Source organism: Streptomyces sp. HmicA12, from assembly GCF_000373565.1.
Taxonomy (GTDB): domain Bacteria; phylum Actinomycetota; class Actinomycetes; order Streptomycetales; family Streptomycetaceae; genus Streptomyces.
Genome location: NZ_KB891798.1, coordinates 89734 through 111813, shown reverse-complemented (window position 1 = coordinate 111813; position 22080 = coordinate 89734). Strand labels below are relative to the sequence as shown.

The window sequence follows — 22080 nt, the reverse complement described above, 5'->3', positions numbered from 1 at the left end:
TGCCGGGGTTGGGCACTGTGTGGAGACTGCGAGGCGCGGCCGGGTTCAGCGCTGTCGGCGTTCGCGGGGCGAGGGCGCCCGGCGGGCCGGGATGTTTCTCCGGGGCTTCAAGATCAAGGCCGGTCGCCGCGGGGCCCGTACGACCGGATACAGTGCGCGTCGCCAGTCCGGCCACTTGGAGGAGGGGAAGCGTGACCGACACCAGCGAGGCTCGATCCGCGGACGGTGCGGCGCCTGCGCCCCAGCAGAGTCGACTGCGCCGCCTGATGCGCTACATCCCGTTGATCGCCCCTGTCCTGCTGTGGGCCGTGCCCTGCTGGGTGCTGCTGCACGCCGGCCAGCACTGGCCGCTGCCCGTGGCGGTGGGCGGCACCGCCCTGTTCGTCCTCGGGCTGGTCGTCATGCCGCTGGCGATGATGCGCGGCCACGGCCGGCGGCAGCAGGACCGGGCGGCGATCGTCGGAGACTCTCTCCTCGGGGCCGGCTGGGTGCTGTTCACCTGGTCCGTCGTGCTCGGCGTCCTGCTGCGCCTCGCCCTGACCGTGGCCGGGGTGGGCGACGGGCAGAGCCGGGCCCGGATCGTCACCTGGGCGGTCATCGGCGTGGCCGCCGTGCTGCTCGCCTGGGGGTACGCGGAGGCCCGCCGGGTGCCACGAGTACGCCAACTCGACGTAGAGCTCCCGCGTCTGGGAGCCGGACTGGACGGCACCCGCGTCGCCCTCATCACCGACACCCACTACGGCCCGCTCGACCGCGCCCGCTGGTCGGCGCGGGTCTGCGAGAAGGTCAACGCCCTGGAGGCCGACCTGGTCTGCCACACCGGCGACATCGCGGACGGCACGGCCGAACGCCGCCGCGCCCAGGCGGCTCCACTGGGCACCGTGCGGGCCACCCGGGCCCGGGTCTACGTCACCGGGAACCACGAGTACTACAGCGAGGCCCAGGGCTGGGTCGACCTGATGGACGAGTTGGGCTGGGAGCCGCTGCGCAACCGTCATCTGCTGCTCGAACGCGGCGGCGACACCCTTGTGGTCGCCGGTGTGGACGACGTCACCGCCGAGTCCTCCGGCCTGGCCGGCCACGGCGCGCACCTCGACGGAGCCCTGGACGGCGCCGACCCCGACCTGCCCGTCCTGCTCCTGGCCCACCAGCCCAAGTTCATCGACCGGGCCGCGGCGGGCGGCGTCGACCTGCAGCTCTCCGGCCACACCCACGGCGGCCAGATCTGGCCCTTCCACCACCTCGTCCGCCTCGACCAGCCCGCCCTCGCGGGACTCAGCCGCCACGGCGACCGCACCCTCCTCTACACCAGCCGCGGCACCGGTTTCTGGGGCCCGCCGTTCCGTGTCTTCGCCCCCAGCGAGATCACCCTGCTCGTCCTCCGCTCCCCTCAGCAGGACACCACCTGACCTTCTGGCCCGGGGTCTGTGGGGGGACTTCGGCGCGGGCATGGCGTGGGACGGGCCTCGGCTCTAGGGTCGGCGGATGCAGATCGTCCCCGAGATTCCGGGTGCCGTGCTGATCGTGAAGGGCGACACCGTGCTCGCGGATGTCGCGACCGCGGGCTGCGCACCGCACACCCGTTTCCAGATCGCGTCGCTGAGCAAGCAGTTCACGGCCGCCGCGGTGCTGCTGCTCGCCCAGCGCGGTGTGCTGGCTCTGGACGACCGGATCGGGCGCTGGGTCGAGGGCGGCCCACCGTCGTGGCGCGCCATCACACTGCACCAACTCCTCGCGCACACCTCGGGGCTGGGGCACTGGGACGAGTACCCGATGATCGACCTGTTCCAGCCGATGGAGCCCTCGGCGCTGCTGGAGGCGTTCCACGCCGTGCCGCCGTTGTTCGCCGCCGGAGGAGGCTGGCACTACAGCAGTCCGGGATACGTGCTGCTGGCACACGTCGTGGAGCAGGCCACCGGGAGGCCGTACCGCGGCGTCCTCGCGGCAGACGTCTTCGCCCCGCTCGACATGGCGGCCACCTTCGCCGGCTCACCGGGACAGCGGCCCGACGTGGCCCCCGGTCACGACGGTGCGGGACGGCCGGTCCCGTCGTTCGACCTCGACGTCGTGGGGATGGGTGCCGGTGACGTCTGGTCCACGACCGGCGACCTCGTCCGATGGATCGACGGCCTGCGCGCCGGGCGGCTGCTCGACGAGCGGCACCGCGCGCTCATGCTGACCGAGCACGCGACGACCGGCGCCGGGCCGGGCTCGCGCGGATACGGGTACGGCTGGTTCGTCGGGTCCGTCGCGGGCGAGCCGTGGTTCCACCACGACGGCGCGAACGCAGGATTCCGCGCGTACGCCGCCTGCCTGCCGACGTCCGACCGCCGCGTCGTCGTCCTCAGCAATTCCGAGGCGACGAACATGGCGGTGTTCAACGATGTCGTGACCGCCGCACTGCGCCTCTGAGCGTCGACCTCAGGACCGACCGACCTCAGGACCGGCCGGCTTCAGGACCGGCCGGCTTCAGGACCGGCCGGCTTCAGGACCGATCGCCCAAGTCGTGCCCCGTGACCGCGCGGGCGTAGGCGTACAGGGCGGTGATCACTTCGGTGCGGGAGCGGCGGCCGGCGAGGATCTCCATCTGGTAGCCGTCCTCCATGGCGACGAAACTCGCGGCGAGCAGGCGCGGCGGGTCCTGGAGGGCGAAGTGTCCCTGGGCCTGCCCCAGGACCAGGATTCCCGCGTACACGGCGATCTGGCGTTCCGTCAGTGCGCTGTCGAGGGCCGCGGCCTTGGCGTCGCGCAGGCATCGTGGCCAGTACTCGAAGAGCAGCCGGGTCAGCGTGTCGTCGGGGCCGCCGGCGACACCCATGTCGATACAGGCCGCGAGTTGGTCGCGCGCGTCGGTGAAGCGGTTCGCGGCGCGTTCGCGTTCCTGGCTGTAGCGCTCGATGGCCTGCTGGTACGCGGCGTGGACCAGCGCGTCCAGGTCGCCGTAGTAGAGCACGGCGGCGGGGGTGACCCCCGCTTCGTCCGCGATGTCACGCAGCCGCAGGCCCTCCAGCCCACGCGCCACGAGTGCGCGCTCCACGGCTTTGCCCAGCTCGGCCCGGCGGGCCTCCTTGCTGCTGCCCTTCCTCGCGGCCACACCGATCCCCTCACCGTTCTGTTGTATCTGGATTTAACGATAGCCCGACGCCTATTGAAGGGACAACGACCCACGTCTTAAATCTGCGTTTAACAAACCTGCGGCTTACGGAGGCACCATGCCCAACCCGACCGACGCCGAGGCCGGAACGGGGCCCACGACCGCCCCGGACAAGGGGTTGCGCGGCGGTTCGGTGGGCCTGCTCGCCTCCGTCACGCTCGGTCTTTCCTGTGTCGCCCCGGCCTACAGCATCGCCGTCACCCTCGGCTTCGTGACCCTGACCGTGGGGCATCTCGCGCCGGCCGCGCTACTGCTCGGCTTCGTCCCGATCCTGCTCACCGCGTTCGCCTTCCGCGAGCTGAACCGCGAGATGCCGGACTGCGGCACCACCTTCGTGTGGACCACGCGCGCCTTCGGACCGCTGACCGGCTGGCTCACGGGCGGCTGGGTGGTGCAGATCGCCACGTTCATCGCGATGACGGCGCTCTCCCAGGTCGGTGCCACCTACCTGCTCCAACTGCTCGGCCTGCGCTCCCTCGCCGACAGCGGCGCCGCCGTGGCGATCACCGCGGTGGCGCTGCTGGCGGCGGTCACCTCGATCGCGTACCGGGGCCTGCACCTGGCGGCGTCCGTCCAATACGTGCTGCTCGGGCTGCAGTTGGCGGCCCTGCTCGGCTTCGGCGCCGCCGCGTTCGCCCGGCACGGCGCCACCGCACCGTCGCTGACCTGGATCAACCCGTTCGCCTTCGACGGCTTCGGCCCCTTCGCCGAGGCGGTGATGCTGTGCCTGTTCATCTACTGGGGCTGGGACGCGCTGATCACCGCGAACGAGGAGACGCGCGACGGGGAACGCGTCGCGGGCCAGGCCGCCGTCATCTCCACCCTGGTACTCCTCGGGACCTACCTGTTCACCGCCTTCGCGGCGATCGGCTTCGCCGGTACCGGCACCGGCGGGACCGGGCTCGGCAACCCCGACAACGCCGCCGACATCCTGTCCACCCTGGCCCCACCGGTCCTCGGCACGGCGCTGGCCAAGGTGATGCAGCTGGCCGTCTGCGTGTCCGCGGTCTCCGCCCTGCTCACCAGCCTCGTCGGCTCCTCGCGCGGCACCCTGTCCATGGCCGCCCACGGCGCCCTGCCCGCGGCCTTCGCCCGCGTCCATCCCCGGCACCGCACCCCCGGCTTCGGCACCGTGTTCATCGGCGCGACGGCCGCCTGCCTCCTCGTCGTCCTCACGCTCGTCTCCACCGACTTCCTCGGCGACGCCATCCTGTGCATCGGGCTGCTGATCGCCTGCTACTACGGCACCACCGCGCTCGCCTGCGTCTGGTACTTCCGGGGCCGCCTGCGCGACTCGCCCCGCGACCTCCTGCTGCGCGGGGTCCTGCCCCTGCTCGGCGGGCTGATGATGCTGGCCGCCTTCGCCCGCAGCGCCCACGACATGTACGACCCGGCCTACGGCAGTACGTCCTTCCACGGCATCGGCGGGGTCTTCCTGCTCGGCGCCGGTTCCCTCGTCACCGGCGTCCTGGCCCTGGCCGTCGTCCGCACCCGCTTCCACCGCTTCTTCCGCGACGGCCGCACCACCGTGGCCGAACTGACCATCACCGAGGACTGAGACACCCATGCGCACGCTCGCCATCGCCGCCCTGCAGACCACCCCCGTACCCCACGACCTCGAGGCGACCTGGCAGCGCTTCGCCGACCAGGTCCGGTCCACCCGCGACCTGTTCCCCCACGTACAACTCGTCGTCGTCCCCGAGTTGTTGCTCGCCGCCGAGGGCGCACTGCTCCAGCCGGCCCCGGACGACTGGATGGAGCAGGCCGCCGTCACGGTCCCGGGCCCGCTCACCGACCGGATCTGCGCCCTGGCCGTGGAGACCGGCCTGTGGCTGATCCCGGGAAGCGTGTACGAGCGCACCGAGGACGGGCGCCTCTACAACACCGCCCTGGCGATCTCCCCGCAAGGCGAGATCGCCGCCCGCTACCGCAAGGTCTTCCCGTGGCAGCCGTACGAGAAGACCACCCCCGGCCACGAGTTCACCGTCTTCGACTTCCCCGGGGCCGGTCGCGTGGGCCTGGCCGTCTGCTACGACGGGTCGTTCCCCGAGACGGTGCGTCAACTCGCCTGGCTGGGCGCGGAGATCGTCATCCAGCCCACCCTCACCCCCACCCGCGACCGGGAGATGGAACTGGTCTGCGCCCGCGCCAACGCCTGGACCAACCAGGTCTACGTCGTCAACGTCAACGCCGCCGACCCCGCCGGCGTCGGACAGAGCGCCGTCGTCGACCCGGAAGGCATCGTGCGCCAGCAGGCGGGCCCCGGCGAGGAGACCCTCGTCGACGTTCTCGACCTCGACACCGTCACCCGCGTACGCCGCTACGGCAGCGCAGGCATCAACCGCCCGTGGAGCCAACTCGCCCGCTACGGCGAGTCGGTGAGGCTCCCGATGTACGGCGGCGCGGGAATCCACACCCCGGCCTGGTTCAAGGGCGCGGACCTCTGACCATTCCCGTGGGACCGGCTTCAGAGAGCGTGTGCCGTGAAGGGTCCGACGGTGAAGGTGTCGCCGCACACCTGGAGGCTGCCGGGGGCGGCCGCGGTCAAAGGCGCGGTGTTGTTGGGCGGGTAGACCTTGATGCGGGCCGCCTTCGACCAGCAATTGCCGTCGGTGACCTCCTTCCGGGGCGTCTGCACCACTGCGTGTGCGGCCTGCCCGGGCTTGAGCACGACGTCACGCACGCTCCCGTTGTTCGACCGCGTGGCGGGCGCGCCGACGCGCTTTCCGTGCGTGTCGGTCAGCGACAGGCCCGCATAGCCCTTGAGCGCGCACGTGCCGTCCGTGGCGTTGGTCAGGGTGAGGTCGAAGTACTTGCTGTTCATCTCCTGACCCGACGGTTTGAGCGCCACCTTCAAGGCGTCCGTGGTGCAGTCGCTGCCCATGCCGCCGTGATCCGAGGCGGCCGCCTTCTCCTCGGTGGTCGCGGGCGCCGTCGAGCTGCCGGTGGGCGCGGACGCGGAGCTGCTCGATGCCGCACTGCCCTCGCCCGCAGACCTAGACGCCGATGCCGACGCCGACGCCGACTGCGTGCTGCCCGTCGTCGCGTGCGCACTCGCCTGGTCGTCGTTCGCACCGCACGCGGTCACGGCCAGAACACCGAGCGAGACAAGTCCCGCCGCACAGACACGTTCACGATTCCGTTTCGTCCCATTGACCTTCATACGATTCGCCTGTCCGCGACCGTCACAACCATGCGTCCCTCTCGGTGAGTGCGCGTGATTCCCACGTCTCGCCCCGGCGCAGCACGGCCCGCACCCGGGCGGCGACCTCGGCGAGCCGGAACGGCTTGGTGATGTAGTCGTCGGCCCCCAGATCGAGGCCGCCCACGATGCCCTGCCCGCTCTCGCGGGCGGTCAGGAAGACCACCGGGGTCGTCGAGCCGGCCTGCCGCAACCGGCGCACCACCTTCAACCCGTCGATGTCGGGCAGCATCACGTCGAGCAGCACGAGGTGCGGCGCGTGGTCGCGGATCGCCGCGAGGGCCGCCCTGCCGGTCGCCGCCTGAGACACCTCGTACCCGAGAAACTCGTGTGCCGGGCGGGACGTCTGATGCGTTCATGCCCCGCCACCTGACATCGGCCGCCACGGCCCGTTCACAGTGGCCGGCGGGACCGGGGATCACCGAGTGCCGTGAGCCGCACGTGCACACGCCTGGTCGGCCTCAGCCTCCCCGTCGCTCCGCGAACCGCGCGAACCAGGCCAGCATGTCGGGGCGGGTCACGGCGCCCTCCGCACTGACGTCGGCCACGCGGGCGCCCTGGAGGATGCGTTTGACCGGGACCTCCAGTTTCTTGCCGGTGAGGGTACGAGGTACCGCCTCCACGGGGACGATGTCGTCCGGGACGTGGCGCGGTGACAGGCTGCGTCGGATCGCGGAGACGATCTCGTCGCGCAGGGCGTCGTCGAACGGTTCGCCGTCCGCGGGTACGACGAACAGGGGCATGTAGTAGCGGCCGTCGGGGAGTTCGGCGCCGATGACGAGGCTGTCCGCGATGCGCGGGAGCCGTTCCACCACGGCGTACAGATCGGCCGACCCCATGCGTACGCCCATGCGGTTGAGTGTGGAGTCGGAGCGTCCGGCCACCACGACGGACAGGTCCGGGTCCACGCTCACCCAGTCGCCGTGCCGCCACACGCCCGGGTAGACGTCGAAGTAGCTGCTCCGGTAGCGCTCGTGCCCCGGATCGTCGACGAAGTGGAGCGGCATCGACGGCAGCGGCGCCGTGACCACGAGTTCGCCCTGCTCCCCCACGACCGGCTGCCCCGTGGCGTCCCAGGAGGCGAGGGCCACGCCCAGGGCGGGTCCGGAGATCCGGCCGGTCCGCACCGGCAGCAGTGGGGAGCCTCCGGCGAGGACCGAGCAGATGTCGGTGCCGCCGCAGATCGACTGGAGCCAGGCATCGGGGGCCAGCTTGTCGTGGACCCAGCGCCACGTGCTGTCGGGCATCGCGGAGCCGGTCTGCAGGATGGACCGCAGCGCGCCGAGGTCCGTGGCGGCCGCCGGGTGGGCGCCCGCCTTCTCTGCGGCGATCAGGTAGGCGGCGCCGACGCCGACCATCGTGGCGCGGGTCCGGGCCGCGATCCGCCAGACCCCGTCGATGTCCGGATGGGTCGGGCTGCCGTCGTAGAGGACGAGGGTGCTGCCGTGCAGCAGTCCGGCGACCATCAGGTTCCACACCATCCAGCTGGTGGAGGTGTGGAACAGGTAGCGGTCGTCCGCGCGCAGGTCGGCGCCGAGGCCGAGCGCCTTCAGGAGTTCTACGACGATGCCGCCGTGCCCGTGCACGATGCCCTTCGGCACTCCGGTCGTGCCCGACGACCACAGAATCCACAGCGGATGGTCGAACGGGACGTCCGCGAAGGCGAGTTGGGCCCGGCGCCCGACCGCTTCCCGCCAGCCGTGCTGGGTCACGTCCGGCCGCCCTGACCAGGCCGGGCCGGCCTCCGACGCGTACAGCCGGTCGATGGCGACGAGGTGGCGGACCGTGGGCAGGCCGTCCAGGATCTCGGCGACGTGCGGCCGCCGGTCGTACTCCTTGCCGGCGTGGCGGTAGCCGTCGGCGGCCAGCAGGACCGTGGGCCGGGCCTGGCCCAGGCGGGCGAGGACGCTGGGCGTGCCGAAGTCCGGCGAGCAGACGGTCCAGGTCGCCCCGACGGCGGCCGTCGCCAGGAGGGCGGTCACGGCCTGCGGGATGTTCGGCAGGTATCCGGCGACGCGGTCACCGGGGCCCACGCCCATCGCCCGCAGGGCGTCGGCCACGTCCGCCACTTCCCTGGTGAGCCGGTCCCAGGAGATCTCCTCCGGCTCGCCGGTCTCGGAGACGGCGATGAGCGCGGGGCGTTCATCGGTTGCCCGGGCGAGGCAGCGCTCGGCGAAGTTGAGGCGGGCCCCGGTGAACCATGTGGCGCCCGGCATCGTCGCGTCGGCGAGCACGTCGTCGTACGCGGTGACGGTGTGCAGCCCGTAGTACTCCCATACGGCGGACCAGAAGTCGGTGAGGTTCTCGGTGCTCCACCGCCACAGCTCGGCGTAGTCGGTGAACGACAGATCGCGCTGCCTCCGCAACCACCGCAGGAAATCGGCGATGTTGGAGTCGTCCGCGCTCATGCGGAGGCCTCCGGGGCCGAGGGCACGGCGCAGCCGAAGCGCCGCAGGATGTCCATCGCCTGTGGCCAATCGCCGTAACCAGCGGCGGGGTTGAGGTGTCCGACCGGGCCGAGATCCACGAGGTCGCTCCCCCACGCGCGGGCCAGTTCGGCGACCCGGTCGAAAGCCGCCAGGGGGTCGTTGGTGCTCGCGGCGACGACGCTGGGGAACGGCAGCGGGGTCCGTGGGGTCGGCAGCCAGCCGTTGTCGCGCAGGGTCTCCGGTCCGGGGTGGCCGTCGGGCAGCGGGGCGTCGAAGTCCGGTGGTGTCGCGAGCACGGCGCCGCGTACCGGGCGGTGGTGCCGAGCGGCCCAGTGGACCGTGGTGAGGACTCCGGCGCTGTGCGCGACGAGCACCACCGGGCCCTCGATGCCGGACAGTACGTCGTTCAGCGCCGTGACCTGGGCGGCGCGGCTGACTCTGGCGTCCGTCAGGGGCGGCACGGTCACCGCGTCGGGGAGCCTGGCGGCGAGTGCCGTCTGCCAGTGGTCGGGTACGTGGTCGCGCAGGCCGGGCACGAGCACGACCGTGGGCGGTGGGGTGGGGTTCATGCGTGGAGCTCCGTTTTTCTGAGGGGCGGCGCCGTGGCACGGACGAGGCCCCGGTCGTAGTGGCGTCTGCCGACGACGAAGGCCAGGCCCGCCACGAGCGAGACGAGCGGGACCACGCGCAGGGCGCCGTCCAGGCCCATGCGGTCGGCGAGCATGCCGGTCACCGCGGGTCCCGGTGCCAGACCGAGCAGGCTGTTGGCGAGGGTGAGCGTGGCCATGGCCGTCGCAGCGACCGCGGTCGGTGTCAGGGTGACCACCATGGCGGCGGCGGGTCCCGCGGTCGCGTTCGAGAGCAGCGTCCCGACGCCGACGAGGACGAGTTGCGCGGCGCCGGGCGGGAGTCGGAACCCTCCCGTGAGCAGGATCAGCGAGCCGACGCTGCACACGATGGCGACGGTCCACTTGAGGTGGGGGTTCGTGCGGCCGAGCCGGTCGGAGACGAGTCCGCCGCCGACCATGCCGATCCCGGTGATCAGCGCGAAGACCCCGGCGGCGAGCCCGGCCCTGGCGGGCGCCATGCCGTAATAGCGGTCGAGGAAGCTGGGCATCCAGGCCAGCAGCGCCATCGCGATGAACATCTGCAGCCCGCTGCCGACATAGGCGCACAGCACGGACACGGAGGAGAACAGCCGCGGCAGCAGCGCGCGCATCGGGGCCCGCGCGCCCGGTGCCGAGGCGGGTTCGGTGTCGGTGTCGGCCGCCGATGCCAGTTTCCGCTCCGTCACGACGACGCCGTAGACCGCGGCGAGCACGAGCCCGAGCAGGCCCATGATGCCGAACGTCCAGCGCCAGCCGAGGTGTCCGGCCAGAACCCCGCCGATCGACACGCCGAGGACGGATCCGAAGGCGCCGCCCGCGATGAACGCGCCGGACAGGGTGGCCCGCAGGCCCGCCGGGAACACGCTCAGCACGACCGCGATCCCGACGCTCCCGTACGCCGCCTCGCCCACGCCCACCATGAAGCGGCCCAGGAACATCTGGCCGTAGCCGGCGGCGACCGCGCAGCCCAGGGTCGCCAGACTCCACACGACGGCCGCCAGGACCAGGCTCCTGACCCGGCCCCAGCGGTCGGCGAGCAGCGACAGGGGGAAGGTCAGCACGCCGACCATCAGGGCGACGATGCCGCTGAGCGAGCCCAACTGGGCGTCGGAGAGCAGCCATTCGGCCTTCAGCAGCGGGAACACCGCGTTCAGGACCTGCCGCGACATGTAGTCGGACAGCAGCAGTCCGAAGCTGAGGGCGAACACCAGCCACGCGTATCCGCGGGTCATCGCCTGCGGCTCACGCGGGCCGGTCACCGGCGACACCCGCGCGTTCCATCTTGCGGACGGCCGGCCAGTAGTCCTGGACGGCGTAGTGCTGGGTGGAGCGGTTGTCCCAGATGGCGACGCTGTTCTCGGTCCAGCGCCAGCGGACCTGGTACTCGGGGACCGCCGCCTGGCTGATCAGGTAGTTCAGCAGGAGGCTCGCGCCGGGTGCGTGGTCCTGGCCGAACCGCACGTTGTCCGGGGTGTGGTGGTTGACGAAATGCGTGGTGAAGGCGTTGACGAAGAGGATCTTCTCCCCGGTCTCCGGGTGGATGCGGACCACCGGATGTTCCGGATCGGGGTAGTGGGCCTTGAGCTGGTGGCGCTGCTCCATCGGCATGACCGCGCCGAAGCTGGCCTCGATGCTGTGCCGGGCCCGCAGCCCCGCGATCTGCGTACGGATGTGCTCGGGCAGCCTGCGGTAGGCCTCGGCCATGTTCACCCAGATCGTGTCGCCGCCCACCGGGGGCGTCTCCACGCAGCGCAGGACGGCGCCCATCGGCGGGTTCTCGCGCCAGGTCGCGTCGCAGTGCAGGGCGTTCTCATAGTGCTCGGGCTTGCTGTCGAGGTCCTTGTAGATGCGGACCAGGCCCGGATGGTCGGGGTCGCTGCCGAGGACCGGGTGGTCCTCCAGCGGGCCGAGGCGGGAGGCGAAGGCGACGTGGTCGGAGCGGCTGAGGTCCTGGTCGCGGAGGAACAACACCTTGTGGCGCAGGAGGAGTTGCCTGATCTCGGCGAAGAGAGCGTCGTCGTGCGCGGCGTCGCCGAGCTGGACGCCGTGCAGTTCGGCTCCGATGGTGCAGGTGAGGGGTTCGACGTCGATGCGCGGACGGGCACGGGTGGCGGTCTCGGTCATGTGCGCTCTCCTGTCGGGCGGGGCTCAGGGAATGAGGACGGACGAGCCGGTCGTGCGGCCCGCCTCCAGCGCGCGGTGCGCCGTCGCGGCGTCGTCGAGGGCGTACCGCTGGTTGATCCGGATGTCGATGCGGCCGGCGGCGACGTGGCCGAAGAGCTCACCGGCGAGGTCGTCCCGTTCCGCGGGGTCGGCGATGTAGTCGGCGAGCGCGGGCCGCGTGACGAACAGCGAGCCGTGCAGGACGAGTTGCATGGCGTCGAGCGGCGGCACACCGGACGAGGTGCCGAAGCAGACGAGCAGTCCGCGGCGGCGCAGCGAGGCCATGGATCCGGCGACGGTGTCCTTGCCGACGCTGTCGAGGACGAGCGGGACGCCGGTCCCGTCGGTCAGCTCCCTGACGCGTGCCGCGACGTCCTCGGCGCGGTAGCGGATGGTGTGGTCGCAGCCGTGGGCGCGGGCGAGTTCGGCCTTCTCCTCGGTGGAGACGGTGCCGATGACGGTGAGCCCGAGCAGCTTCGCCCACTGGCAGACGATCAGGCCGACGCCGCCCGCGGCGGCGTGCAGCAGGATCGGGTCGCCGGGCTTGAGCGGGTGGATGCGGCGCAGCAGGTACGCGGCGGTGAGGCCGCGCATCGTCATGGCGGCGGCGGTGTCGGAGGCGATGGTGTCGGGGAGCCGGATCAACGAGTCGGCGGGCATGACCCGTTCCGTGCTGTACGCGCCCAGCGGACTGCCCGTATACGTGACCCGGTCGCCCTCGGTGAAGCGGGTGACGCCGGGACCGACGGCCTCGACGACACCGGCAGCCTCGACGCCGAGCCCGGCGGGGAGCGGGGCCGGGTACAGACCCGTACGGAAATAGGTGTCGGCGAAGTTGAGGCCGACGGCCTCGTGCCGGACGCGGACCTCGCCGGGGCCGGGGTCGCCGACGTCGACCGTCTCGCGGCGCAGGACGTCGGGGCCACCGGTCTCGTGGAAGCGGATGGCGTGTGCCATGGGGATGCTCTTCTCCTACGGGGATCAGCGGGCGGTGTCGCGCAGCATGAAGCCGCGCTGTCCGGGCCGCCGGTTCGGCACCATGCCGAGCCGGGCGAGGGTCTGGTCGGTGTCCGTGTAGTACTCGCCGATGTGGTAGATCTCCTTGGCCTCGGCGCCGCTCGCGACGTCGCGGCCGAGGGTGTCGGCGAGGGTGACCATCTGCTCGACCTGGCGTACGGAGCTCATGGGCTCGCCCTTGCGGGCCCACAGGTTGTCCTCGTTGCCGACGCGCACGTGGACACCGAGGGCGATGGCGATGGCGTTCATGGGGGCGACGGCACGCATCGACGACTCGACGGTGAGGACGGCTCCGTCGGGGACGCGGCGGACGAACTCGACGAGGTCGGCCGGGTGGCGTCCGGCGAAACCGCCGCCGATCGCCACGTAGTTGAGGACGAGCGGGCCGGTGTACACGCCGCTGCGGATGAGGCGCTCGACGGTCTCCAGCTGGGCCAGGGTGGCGAGTTGGAAGTGCGGCTGGATGTCGTTCGCGTGCAGCCGCTCGAGGTGTTCGAGGTAGAAGTCCGGTCCTGCCTCGACGACCATGTCGCGGTAGGCCTGGTAGTAGTCGGGCTTGGCGATGGAGGTGCCGGCCAGGTCGTCGTCGGTCATGATCTCGACGATGTTCATCTGGCTGGTGTTGATGGCGATGGTCACCTGGTCGGGGCGCGGGTCGAGTTCGGCGAGGAGGTGGCGGGTGTCGTAGCTGAGCCACTTCGCCTCGGCGCCCTCGTCCTCGGGGGCGAACGAGATGGAGCCGCCGATCTGCAGCACCATGTCGGGGACGGCCTCGCGAAGCCGGCCGATCAGTTCGTTGAACATGGACATCCGCTTGGAGCCGTGCCCGTCCAGTTCCCGTACGTGGATGTGGAGCACGGTGGCGCCCGCGTTGTGGCAGTCGACCGCCGCCTGCACGTGCTCGTCCATGGTCAGGGGCAGGTCGTCGGCGTCGCCGGGGAGCCATTCCGGGCCGTAGGGCGCGGCCTGGATCACCAGCTTCTCCTGGTTCTCGGGCAGCAGGGAGTCGTCGAGGAAGTGCATGGGTCATCTCCTGGTACGCGAAGCGTCGGGCGGTCGGCCAGGCAGGCAGTGCGGCCCAACTCATGGCCATCACAAGGGAATTGGCGGACGGGTCCGCGGTGTCCCTTGCGGTACGGCCACGTTAAGAGCGGGTTACGCGTCGCGCTTTACCCGAGGTGACAGGAGACTTGTCACTTGGGGACAGGCTCCTCGGTTCACTCGGGGACGGACCCCTCGGCGGACCGCTTCCGCCGCCAGTCGCGTGCGCTGGTGCCGAACTGGTCGCGGAACCAGCGGGAGAAGGCGCTCGGCGCGGAGAAGCCGAGGAGTCCGGAGATCTCCGTCAGGGAGCGGCGCGGGTTCGCCACGAGCTGCTCGGCGAGCTGGGTACGTGTCGCGTTGACGAGCGAGGAGAACGTCTCGCCGGACGCGGCCAGATGCCGGTGGACGGTCCTGCGGTCGACACCGAGGCTGCCCGCGACCTGTTCGATCGAGCAGCGCCCGGTGGGCAGCAGGACCTCGATCAGTTCCCGCACCCGGTCCCGTTCGGTGGCGTCCTCGGCGACCGCGAGGGACTCGAAGTACCGGCGGGCATAACCGCGCAGCAGGGGGTCCGACATCGGATTGGGGGTATCGAGTTCGGCGGCGTAGAAAACGATGCCGTTGAAGTCCCGGTCGAATTCGACGACCGGCCCGAAGAGGCGCCGGTGCGCGGCCGTGTCGCGGGGTGCGCCGTGGGTGAAACACACGGAGACCGGCTGCCATCGGGCGCCGAGGAACACCCGCAGAAAACCGTGGAACGCGCCGACGGCCAGTTCCACGGCCTGCCGGGTCTCGCGCGTCTCACCGGGCTCCAGGCCCACCTTGACCGTCGCGAACCCGTTCGCCTCGGTGAGCCGGCTGTGCAGCATCTCGTTGACCATGTGCTCATGGCGCACCAGGAGCGCGATGGCGCTGCGCACATCGGGCTCCTCGCGCAGGACGAGGCTGATGGGCCCGAGGTTGGAGAAGCGGCGGCGCTCGGCCAGGAGCACGCCGAACTCCTCGCGGTGCGCGGCCGCGGCGGAGAGTTCGAGCAGCTCGGTCACGGCGGCGCCGGATATCCACCGGTCCTGGACGGCGAGCCCGACGGGATCGAGCCCCACACGCTTCATCAGGCCGCGCGGGTCGATGCCGAGGGACTGACTGAGCTCCACGTAGCTGCTCAGGGCTGCGTTGCGGACCAGCGGCTTCATCGGCGCTCTCCAAGTCTCTGTCCCACACTGATAAGTCACCTGTCCCGTCAGGTCAAGCGATCCGTCGGGCCGTGACCTAGCGTGTCACCACCGCCGAGCTTGCACGAGAATCCGGCGGAATTCACGCTCTCACCCAATTCACGGCCTCGCCCGATTGGCGGCCTGACTGAATACACCGTCTCACTCAGCAAACCGTCTCACTCAATTCACTGACGAAACAGATCTGTTGTCCCTGACCGCTGTGGAAATCGTCGGCGGAGAAAGCAGATACAGGAGATGTCTGGTGCGCGGGAAGTCTTCGGAGGATCTACGTCGTCCCTGTACCGGCCCGGCCGTGTGGCAGGGCCGGGACCTGGCGCGGTCCCGTTCCTGGGTGCTGCGCCCGGGACCGGATCAGCGTGACGAGCTCGACGCCGCCGTGCGGTCGGTACGCGCACGGGGCACGCCCCTGCTCAAGGTGAGCGCCGACCGGTTCCCCGTACCGTCACTGACAGCCGATCTCGCCCGCGTCGCGGCCGAGTTGGAGACCGGCCGGGGTTTCGTTCTGGTACGTGGCCTGCCGGTCGAGCGGTACGGCCCCGCGGCGGCCGCCGTTCTCCTCTGGGGTCTGGGCCGGCACCTCGGCGTCCCGGTGTCGCAGAACGCGACCGGGCACATGCTCGGCCATCTGCCGTACCGGCCGGCGGACTTGGGCCCCCAGGCGTTCCACACCGACGACGCCGACATGCTCGCCCTGCTGTGCCTGCGTACGTCCGGCGCTCCGGGACGCATGCGGCTGGCCAGTTCGGCGGCGGTCCACAACACGGTCCTCGCACGTCGGCCCGAGCTGGTCGACGGCCTCTACCGCACGCATCACCTCGACCGGCACGGTGAACAGTCCCCCGAGGACCTCCCCTGGCATGCGGTGCCGCTCGCGCACCGCGCCGGGGGACGGCTCAGCCTGCGCTACGACCGGCGCCGCCTGGAATCGGCCCGGCACCTGCCCGGAGCGCCGCGCCCGGACCCCGACGACCGGGAGCTGTTCGACCTCATCGACGCGTCAGCGGCCGACCCGGAACTCCGACTCGACATCGCCCTCCACGCGGGGGACCTGCTCCTCCTCAACAATCACGCGGTCCTGCACTCCGACGCCGGGTTCGCGAACGGCCCGTGTACCGAACGGGGCCCACAGGCCCTCCGGTTGTGGCTGACACCGCACCGACCTCGCGCCCTGCCGGAGGCGTTCTGGGGCGACGCGTACTTCTCCGGCGGTGCGCGCGGCGGGGTCGCGCCGCTGGACGTCATCACCTCGCACAAGCCCACGACGCGCACGACTCCCACGACTCCCACGACTCCCACGACAAGGAATCCGCATGACCGATCTGCCCGCACTCCTGGCCCGATCCGTCCGACACCACGCTGACCGGACGGCCGTGCGGCAGGGCGCGACCCTGCTCACGTACGCCCGGCTCGGCGAGCTGACCGGCCGACTCGCGGCGCTGCTGCGCACCAAGGGGCTGCGGGCAGGGGACCGGGTCGCGGTGGCTCTGCCCAATGTCGCCGAGTTTCCCGTCGTGTACTACGGCGTCCTGCGCGCCGGTGGCGTGGTCGTCCCGGTGAATCCCCTGCTGAAGTCGGGCGAGATGGAGTTCGTGCTGCGCGACTGCGGTGCCCGCCTGTTGGTCGCTTCCCCTTCCTGCTCGGACGAGGCCGGAGCGGCCGCGGTCCGGGTCGGGGCGGAGTGTCTGGTCGCCGATCCCGCGACGTTCGCCGCGTCGCTGAAGGCGTTCCCGCCCCTGACCGGGACTCCCGGCGCCGCCGACGACGACACCGCGGTCATCCTGTACACGTCCGGCACGACGGGCACTCCGAAAGGAGCGGAACTGACGCACCGCAACCTCGTCGGCAACGCGCTGACGACGGCGCGGACGCTGCTCGACGTGGGCCCGGACGACGTCCTCTTCGGCGGTCTGCCCTTGTTCCACGCGTTCGGCCAGACCTGCGCCCTGAACACCGCGGTCGCCTCGGGCGCCGGCCTGTCCCTGCTGCCGCGCTTCGACGCCGCCGAGGCCCTGGCGACGGTGCGCCGTGACGACGTGAGCGTCTTCCTGGGCGTCCCCACGATGTACGGCGCGCTGCTCCGCCAAGGAATCGGGCGCGCGTTGCCACGGCTGCGGCTGGCCGTCTCGGGCGGCGCCTCACTGCCCGTCGAGCTGCTGCACGCCGTCGAGCGGGAACTGGGGGTCACCGTCCTGGAGGGGTACGGACTCTCGGAGACGTCGCCGGTGGCCTGCTTCAATGCGCCGGACGAGCCGCGCAGGCCCGGTTCCGTCGGGCGCCCCGTCCGCGGGGTCGAGGTGCGGCTGGTCGCGGACGACGGTTCGGTGGTCGGCCCGGGCGAGGTGGGCGAGTTGGTGATCCGCGGCGAGAACGTGATGAAGGGGTACTGGAACCGGCCGGACGCCACCGCGGACGCCTTCCGGGACGGCTGGTTCCACAGCGGCGATCTCGCCCGGGTCGACGAGGACGGCTACTACTACGTCGTCGACCGCAAGAAGGACCTCGTCATACGCGGCGGCTACAACGTCTGTCCGCGCGAGATCGAGGAGGTCCTGTACGGGCACCCGGACGTCGCGGAGGCCGCGGTGGTGGGGGTGCCCGACCCGGAGCGCGGTGAGGAGGTCGCCGCCGTGGTGGTGCGCAAGGCCGGGACGCGCGTCACGGCGGGCGAGCTGCGGGACTACGTACGACAGCGGGTGGCCGCCTACAAGTACCCGCGGATCGTACGCCTCGTCGAGGCTCTCCCCAAGGGGGCGACCGGCAAGATCCTCAAGCGGGACATCGTGGTCGGGCCGCCGACGCCGTCGTCCCCCCGAAGGCCACGACGCACGGTGTGATCAGGCGAGTTGTGCGGGCCCGGGAGGCGTGAGGAGGTGGCGGGCGGCGCCGAGGATGCCCGTCGCCCGGGGAAAGTCCTTGAGCTGGGTCAGCAGCGACTCCAGGGCGGGGAGCAGACACCACGGCGGGACGCCGCGGGCGGCCAGGATGTCCGCGGTCCAGGTGATGAACCGGTGGAACAGGCCGGCGTCGTCGACGTAGAGGGCGGTGGCGAGGTAGCTGACGACGAAGTCGATGTCCTCGACGGTACGGTCCAGCTGAAACGCGCTGTAGTGGCGCATCGCGGGAAAACCCTCCTCCACGTCGACGAGGGTCTGCTTGACCAGCTGCGGCTTGGTCTTGCAGACCATGGTGTACTCCTGGTCGTTCAGGTGCGGCAGATCCTGCTCGGGCAGGCGGACCGCTTGCGCACGGGTCCGCGTCGGGTTCCGGCCGAGCAGAGCCGCCGCGGCCGAGGCGTCCTTGGCCCACTCGGCCCGCAACAGCCGGGCGTAGCGCCCCTGCGGACCGAACGCCGCTCCTCCGGCGAGAACCGGGACCCCGACGCTCCGGCAGGCACCGATCGCCTGGTGGGCGCCGGGCAGCAGGGTCGGGATCGACGAGGACAGCAGCACCGCCTGGGCGCCGGTGCGGTGCACGTGCGCGATCAGATGCTCGGTGGGCACCTGCGCGCCGAGATAGTCGACACGCCAGCCCCGCAGCCGCAGCACCTCGCTGACCAGACGCGCGGGCAGGGCATGCCACTCGCCGTCGACACACGCCACCAGGACCCGGCCCGCGACGGCGTCCTCGAGGGAGGGCGCGGTGGCGTCGGCGACGGCCGCGACGCACCGCTCACTGATCGACGTCGCCGCGTGTTCCTGTGCCACCGTGATGTCGTTGGCCGCCCAGGCCAGGCCCACCCGTTCCTGGGCCGGTGCGATCAGTTCGAGCAGGACCCGCTCCGCCGCACCTGTGTCGAGCGCGCGGCGCACGACGGTGACGGCGCGGGTCTCGTCGCCGTCGATGAGTGCCTGCCACAGTTGTTCACGTGACTCGGCGGAGGGGTATGTGTCCTTGCCACCGCTCATGCGGTTCACCTTCTCTGGTCTTTCTCGTGCACAGGTGTCGAAGGGGTGTTCCGGGGTGCGCCGATCGCGAGGAGGGCCATGTCGTCGTGGCTGCCCTCACCCACCCATTGCTCCGCGATCATCTGGACGCGTTCGGTGACCACCTCGGCCGGCGTCCCGGCGCACTGCGCCAGCACGGTGCGCAGCCGGTCCTCGCCGAACATCGACTCGCCCAGCGGCCCGCCGCGTGCCTCGGTGATCCCGTCGGAGTAGAGCAGGCAGGTCTCCCCCGGGCGCAGGGTGACCTCGGCGGTGACGAACTCCAGGTCGGCGACCGCACCGATCAACGTGCCCGCCGTCGGGGCCTCTTCGACCCGGCCGCTGGTACGCACGATCAGCGGGGTGGGGTGGCCAGCGCTCGAGATCCGCAGCCGGACCCGCCTGCCGCGGCGCCGCGCGGAGACGAGGACGAGGGTGACGAAGGGCGTCTGGTGCGTGGGCAGCAGTGCGGTGTTGAGGAGGGTGAGCAGACGACTGTGGTCGGCGGCGAACGGCAGCAGCGCCCGCAGGGAGGTGCGGATGGCTCCGGTGACGACGGCTGCCTCCAGCCCGTTGCCGCACACGTCACCCAGGACCGCGACGGACTCGGCTGCCGACGTGTCCGCGGGATAGACGTCGTAGAAGTCGCCGCCGACGCGTTCCCCCGCTCCCGCGGCGCGGTAGCGCCCGGAGAAGTCGATCCCGTGCACCCGGCCCAGGACCGGCGGCAGCAGTCCACGGGTCAGCACCGCGGCGACCTGCGCCTGGTGGGCGTGGATCTGGGCGAGAGACAGTGCCGCGCCGGCGCGCGCGGCGAAGAGCGCGGCGAAGGACTCCTCGGCGGCGGTGAACGTCGCCGGGCGGTGGCGGAGCAGGATCAGGGCTCCGGTGCGCGCGCCGTGCCCCGCCAGCGGCACCACCATCAGCGCCCCGACCTCGGTGGCGCCGTCCGCGGAGTCGTCGGGCATCGTCCAGCGCGGGAGTTGACGAGGGTCGATCCAGTCCGAGGCCACGACGGGCAGTCCCCGCAGCGCCTCGGCCAGGCCCGGCACCCGGCCGGGATCCAGTGCGATCCGTTCCTGGGTCACCGCTTTGCCGTTGGCGCAGCGGGTCACCGGGAAGGTGCGCCCGTCGCCCGCGGAGACCAGGACCGCCGTGTCGGCCAGGTGGAGCGCCGCCCTCCGCACGATCGCCGCCCGGCACTGCTCGACGTTCGGGGCCCCCTGCAGCTCGTACGACACCTCCCGCAGCAGTCCGACTCTCGCCCGCTCGCGCGCCAACTCCTCGGCGGTGCGGCTCCGTTCGCCGGCGGGACCGGCCGGACCGCCGCCGCTGCCGTTCAGTTCACCCGTGGTGGCGTCCAGGCCGCCGGTGGCGCCGTCCGGCTTGTCGTCACCGATCAGCCACCAGGTCACCGCACCGCCCGTGTCCGGTCCGGCCAGCGCCCTCACCCACCGTCCGCCGATCCACCCCGCCGCCCACAGCGGCGGCTCCTCCCCCGCATCGCCGGCGACCCGCAGCCGGTGTGCCTCGGCGAGCCAGGAGGGGGCGATCTCACCGAACGCCACACCGGCCCTGACCCGCATCAGTAACGCCCCGGCCCGCTCGTTGTGGGCCAGCACGGTGCCGACCGCGTCCACCGTCACCACTGCGATTTGGTCGTCACAGAGCTGCGTTGTCGGGCCTGCTCCACTGGAGCTCATCGACTTCGGCAAGGAGACCACCGATCTGGAACCCGCTGTTACGGATCCCCACCACCCATCCACTCGAAGTCAGGTAGCCGCCAGATTACCGAGGGCATATGACTCCTCACCAATCTTCTCCATACCGCCGACAACCGCCACCCAACTAGTGAAGAATCCGCCCAACACTCCATCGCACACAGCCAGTTCACGTGTCACCCGGCCGTGCGGCAGCCTCTGTCCCCGTACCGGGCCCGCCCTGCGCGTCGAAGATCGCGTTCAGGCTCTTCGGCCTCGAACTCGACCGGCGCAGCCGGGCGGCGGGCTGGGGCATCACGAGCAACCTCTCCCACCCCGGTGTCGTCCCGACGAACCTGCTCGCCGCGCGTCCCGAGGTCGGCCGCGGCAGGGACACCCTGGGCGTGCGGCTGATCCGGATCCTGTCCCGCCTCGGCATCGTCGTGGGAACGGTCGAGACCGCGCCCCTTCCGGCCCTCTATGCCGCCGCCTCCCCCGACGCCGAGCGCGGCCGGTTCTACGGGCCCCGCGGCCCCGGCCACCTGGGCGGCCCGCCCGCGGAGCAGAAGCTCTACTCCCGCCTGCACAGCACCGAGGACGCCCGCAGGATCTGGCAGACCTCCGAAGAGCTCACGCAGGTGCGCTTCCCCACCGACCGAGCCGTGGGCCGGACCGCGCGCCGCTGATCACGCCGTATCGCCGGCCGAGGGTGGCCGCAGCGCGTCCAGCACCACGTGCACCGCCGCGCGACGCGGCACGCTCCTGCGGATCGCCGCCGTGATCGTCCGGGTCACGGGGTCGGCCAGCTCCCGGGTGGCGACGCGGTAGCGGCCGGCGTCGACGGCGAGGCCGGGCAGCAGCGCGACCGCGTGCCCGGCCTCGACCATTTCCAGGGTCAGCATGTAGTTGCTGAACCGGCCCACGACGCGGGGTTCGAACCCTGCCTTCCGGCACAGTCGCAGCGCCAGGTTCGCCATGTACGACTGCGGGATGTCGAGGGCCCACGGCTCGTCGGCGAAGGCGCCCGGATCCGCTGGTCCGCGCCCGGCCGCCGGGTGGTCGGGCGGCAGCACCAGCAGGATCGGGTCCGATGCCAGCGGCAGGAGGTCGAGGTCGGGGCCGAGCGGCAGCTCGCCGAGGTCCGTGGTCGTGATCACGAGGTCCGCGTCGCCGACCCGCAGCGCCGGCACGCTCGCGTGCGGCTCCAACTCCAGGAGCTGGACGTCGAGATGGGGATACGTACGGGCGAGCCGGGTCACGGCGGGCACGGCCATGGTGTGCACCGCGCTCTGGAACGCGCCGATCCGCACCAGGCCGGACGGCTCGTCCCCGAACCCGCGCAGCTCCGCCTCCACGGTGTCCATGTGGTCGAGGATCGCGCGCGCCCGCCGCGCCAGGATCAGCCCGGCCGAGGTCAACCGGACCCGGCGCCCGGTGCGTTCGAGCAGCTGGGTGCCGGTCTCGGTCTCCAGCACGGCGAGCTGCTGGGACACGCTCGACGGGCTCAGATGGACGGCCTGGGCGACCGCCCTGACGGTGCCCAGCGCGTCCAGCTGCGTCAGCAGCCGCAGCCTCCAGGGGTTCATCATCGCTCCATTGTTGTGC

At 71.6% G+C, this 22080-nt stretch carries 19 protein-coding genes and 1 pseudogene; 7 read left to right on the top strand and 13 right to left on the bottom strand.

Going from position 1 to position 22080, the window contains the following annotated elements; translation table 11 throughout:
* Positions 1 to 191: 191 nt before the first annotated feature.
* On the top strand, positions 192 to 1409 hold the full coding sequence (locus B072_RS0104365) for a metallophosphoesterase (protein WP_026245440.1): 1218 nt from the start codon (positions 192 to 194) through the stop codon (positions 1407 to 1409).
* 76 nt (positions 1410 to 1485) lie between these two features.
* A complete protein-coding gene (locus B072_RS0104360) occupies positions 1486 to 2412 on the top strand; it encodes a serine hydrolase domain-containing protein (RefSeq protein ID WP_018528711.1) in 927 nt (308 codons plus the stop codon).
* 73 nt (positions 2413 to 2485) lie between these two features.
* Here the strand turns inward: B072_RS0104360 and B072_RS0104355 are convergent, their stop codons facing one another.
* Positions 2486 to 3094 carry a TetR/AcrR family transcriptional regulator gene (locus B072_RS0104355; RefSeq protein ID WP_018528710.1) on the bottom strand — a complete coding sequence of 203 codons (609 nt, stop codon included), beginning with the start codon at positions 3092 to 3094 and terminating at the stop codon, positions 2486 to 2488.
* Positions 3095 to 3212: 118 nt separating this feature from the next.
* Between B072_RS0104355 and B072_RS0104350 the strand changes: the two genes are divergently transcribed.
* Positions 3213 to 4712, top strand: a complete 1500-nt coding sequence (locus B072_RS0104350; RefSeq protein WP_018528709.1) for an APC family permease — start codon at positions 3213 to 3215, stop codon at positions 4710 to 4712.
* Positions 4713 to 4719: 7 nt separating this feature from the next.
* Positions 4720 to 5601: a carbon-nitrogen hydrolase family protein gene (locus B072_RS0104345; RefSeq protein WP_018528708.1), complete on the top strand. Its 882-nt coding sequence runs from the start codon at positions 4720 to 4722 to the stop codon at positions 5599 to 5601.
* A 20-nt stretch (positions 5602 to 5621) separates the two neighbouring features.
* Here the strand turns inward: B072_RS0104345 and B072_RS47280 are convergent, their stop codons facing one another.
* From B072_RS47280 to B072_RS0104300, 9 genes are all read right to left on the bottom strand, one after another.
* Positions 5622 to 6242, bottom strand: a complete 621-nt coding sequence (locus tag B072_RS47280; protein WP_158689141.1) for a DUF4232 domain-containing protein — start codon at positions 6240 to 6242, stop codon at positions 5622 to 5624.
* Positions 6243 to 6339: 97 nt separating this feature from the next.
* The gene (locus B072_RS42365) at positions 6340 to 6666 is read right to left on the bottom strand and encodes a response regulator (RefSeq protein ID WP_018528706.1); all 327 of its coding nucleotides are present in this window, start codon (positions 6664 to 6666) and stop codon (positions 6340 to 6342) included.
* 151 nt (positions 6667 to 6817) lie between these two features.
* On the bottom strand, positions 6818 to 8764 hold the full coding sequence (locus tag B072_RS0104330) for an acetoacetate--CoA ligase (protein WP_018528705.1): 1947 nt from the start codon (positions 8762 to 8764) through the stop codon (positions 6818 to 6820).
* A complete protein-coding gene (locus tag B072_RS0104325) occupies positions 8761 to 9354 on the bottom strand; it encodes an RBBP9/YdeN family alpha/beta hydrolase (protein ID WP_018528704.1) in 594 nt (197 codons plus the stop codon). The genes B072_RS0104330 and B072_RS0104325 overlap by 4 nt, the downstream gene beginning before the upstream one ends.
* Positions 9351 to 10652, bottom strand: coding sequence for an MFS transporter (locus tag B072_RS42360; RefSeq protein WP_234018791.1), 1302 nt, complete (start codon positions 10650 to 10652; stop codon positions 9351 to 9353). The genes B072_RS0104325 and B072_RS42360 overlap by 4 nt, the downstream gene beginning before the upstream one ends.
* A complete protein-coding gene (locus B072_RS0104315) occupies positions 10636 to 11517 on the bottom strand; it encodes a TauD/TfdA dioxygenase family protein (protein WP_018528702.1) in 882 nt (293 codons plus the stop codon). Before B072_RS0104315 ends, B072_RS42360 begins: the two co-directional genes overlap by 17 nt.
* A gap of 24 nt (positions 11518 to 11541) precedes the next feature.
* Entirely contained in the window at positions 11542 to 12513 is a 972-nt protein-coding gene (locus B072_RS0104310) for a quinone oxidoreductase family protein (protein WP_018528701.1), read from the bottom strand.
* 24 nt (positions 12514 to 12537) lie between these two features.
* Positions 12538 to 13596, bottom strand: coding sequence for a 3-keto-5-aminohexanoate cleavage protein (locus tag B072_RS0104305; RefSeq protein WP_018528700.1), 1059 nt, complete (start codon positions 13594 to 13596; stop codon positions 12538 to 12540).
* Positions 13597 to 13790: 194 nt separating this feature from the next.
* Positions 13791 to 14810 (bottom strand): AraC family transcriptional regulator, encoded by a 1020-nt coding sequence (locus tag B072_RS0104300; protein WP_018528699.1) that lies wholly within the window; start codon positions 14808 to 14810, stop codon positions 13791 to 13793.
* 283 nt (positions 14811 to 15093) lie between these two features.
* Between B072_RS0104300 and B072_RS42355 the strand changes: the two genes are divergently transcribed.
* Both B072_RS42355 and B072_RS0104290 read left to right on the top strand, forming a co-directional pair.
* Positions 15094 to 16212: a TauD/TfdA family dioxygenase gene (locus B072_RS42355; RefSeq protein WP_158689140.1), complete on the top strand. Its 1119-nt coding sequence runs from the start codon at positions 15094 to 15096 to the stop codon at positions 16210 to 16212.
* On the top strand, positions 16163 to 17686 hold the full coding sequence (locus B072_RS0104290) for a long-chain-fatty-acid--CoA ligase (RefSeq protein WP_018528697.1): 1524 nt from the start codon (positions 16163 to 16165) through the stop codon (positions 17684 to 17686). Before B072_RS42355 ends, B072_RS0104290 begins: the two co-directional genes overlap by 50 nt.
* On the opposite strand, the gene B072_RS0104285 is transcribed toward B072_RS0104290, so the two are convergent.
* Together B072_RS0104285 and B072_RS42350 are read right to left on the bottom strand one after the other, a co-directional pair.
* Entirely contained in the window at positions 17687 to 18757 is a 1071-nt protein-coding gene (locus B072_RS0104285) for a cobalamin B12-binding domain-containing protein (protein ID WP_018528696.1), read from the bottom strand.
* A gap of 5 nt (positions 18758 to 18762) precedes the next feature.
* On the bottom strand, positions 18763 to 20424 hold the full coding sequence (locus B072_RS42350) for a PP2C family protein-serine/threonine phosphatase (RefSeq protein WP_018528695.1): 1662 nt from the start codon (positions 20422 to 20424) through the stop codon (positions 18763 to 18765).
* Between the two features lie 299 nt (positions 20425 to 20723).
* Between B072_RS42350 and B072_RS42345 the strand changes: the two are divergent.
* Positions 20724 to 21161, top strand: a pseudogene (locus B072_RS42345) (short chain dehydrogenase); the annotation flags it as partial.
* Here B072_RS42345 and B072_RS0104270 read toward each other — a convergent pair.
* Positions 21162 to 22064: a LysR substrate-binding domain-containing protein gene (locus tag B072_RS0104270; protein WP_018528693.1), complete on the bottom strand. Its 903-nt coding sequence runs from the start codon at positions 22062 to 22064 to the stop codon at positions 21162 to 21164. It lies immediately after the preceding pseudogene.
* Positions 22065 to 22080 lie beyond the last annotated feature (16 nt).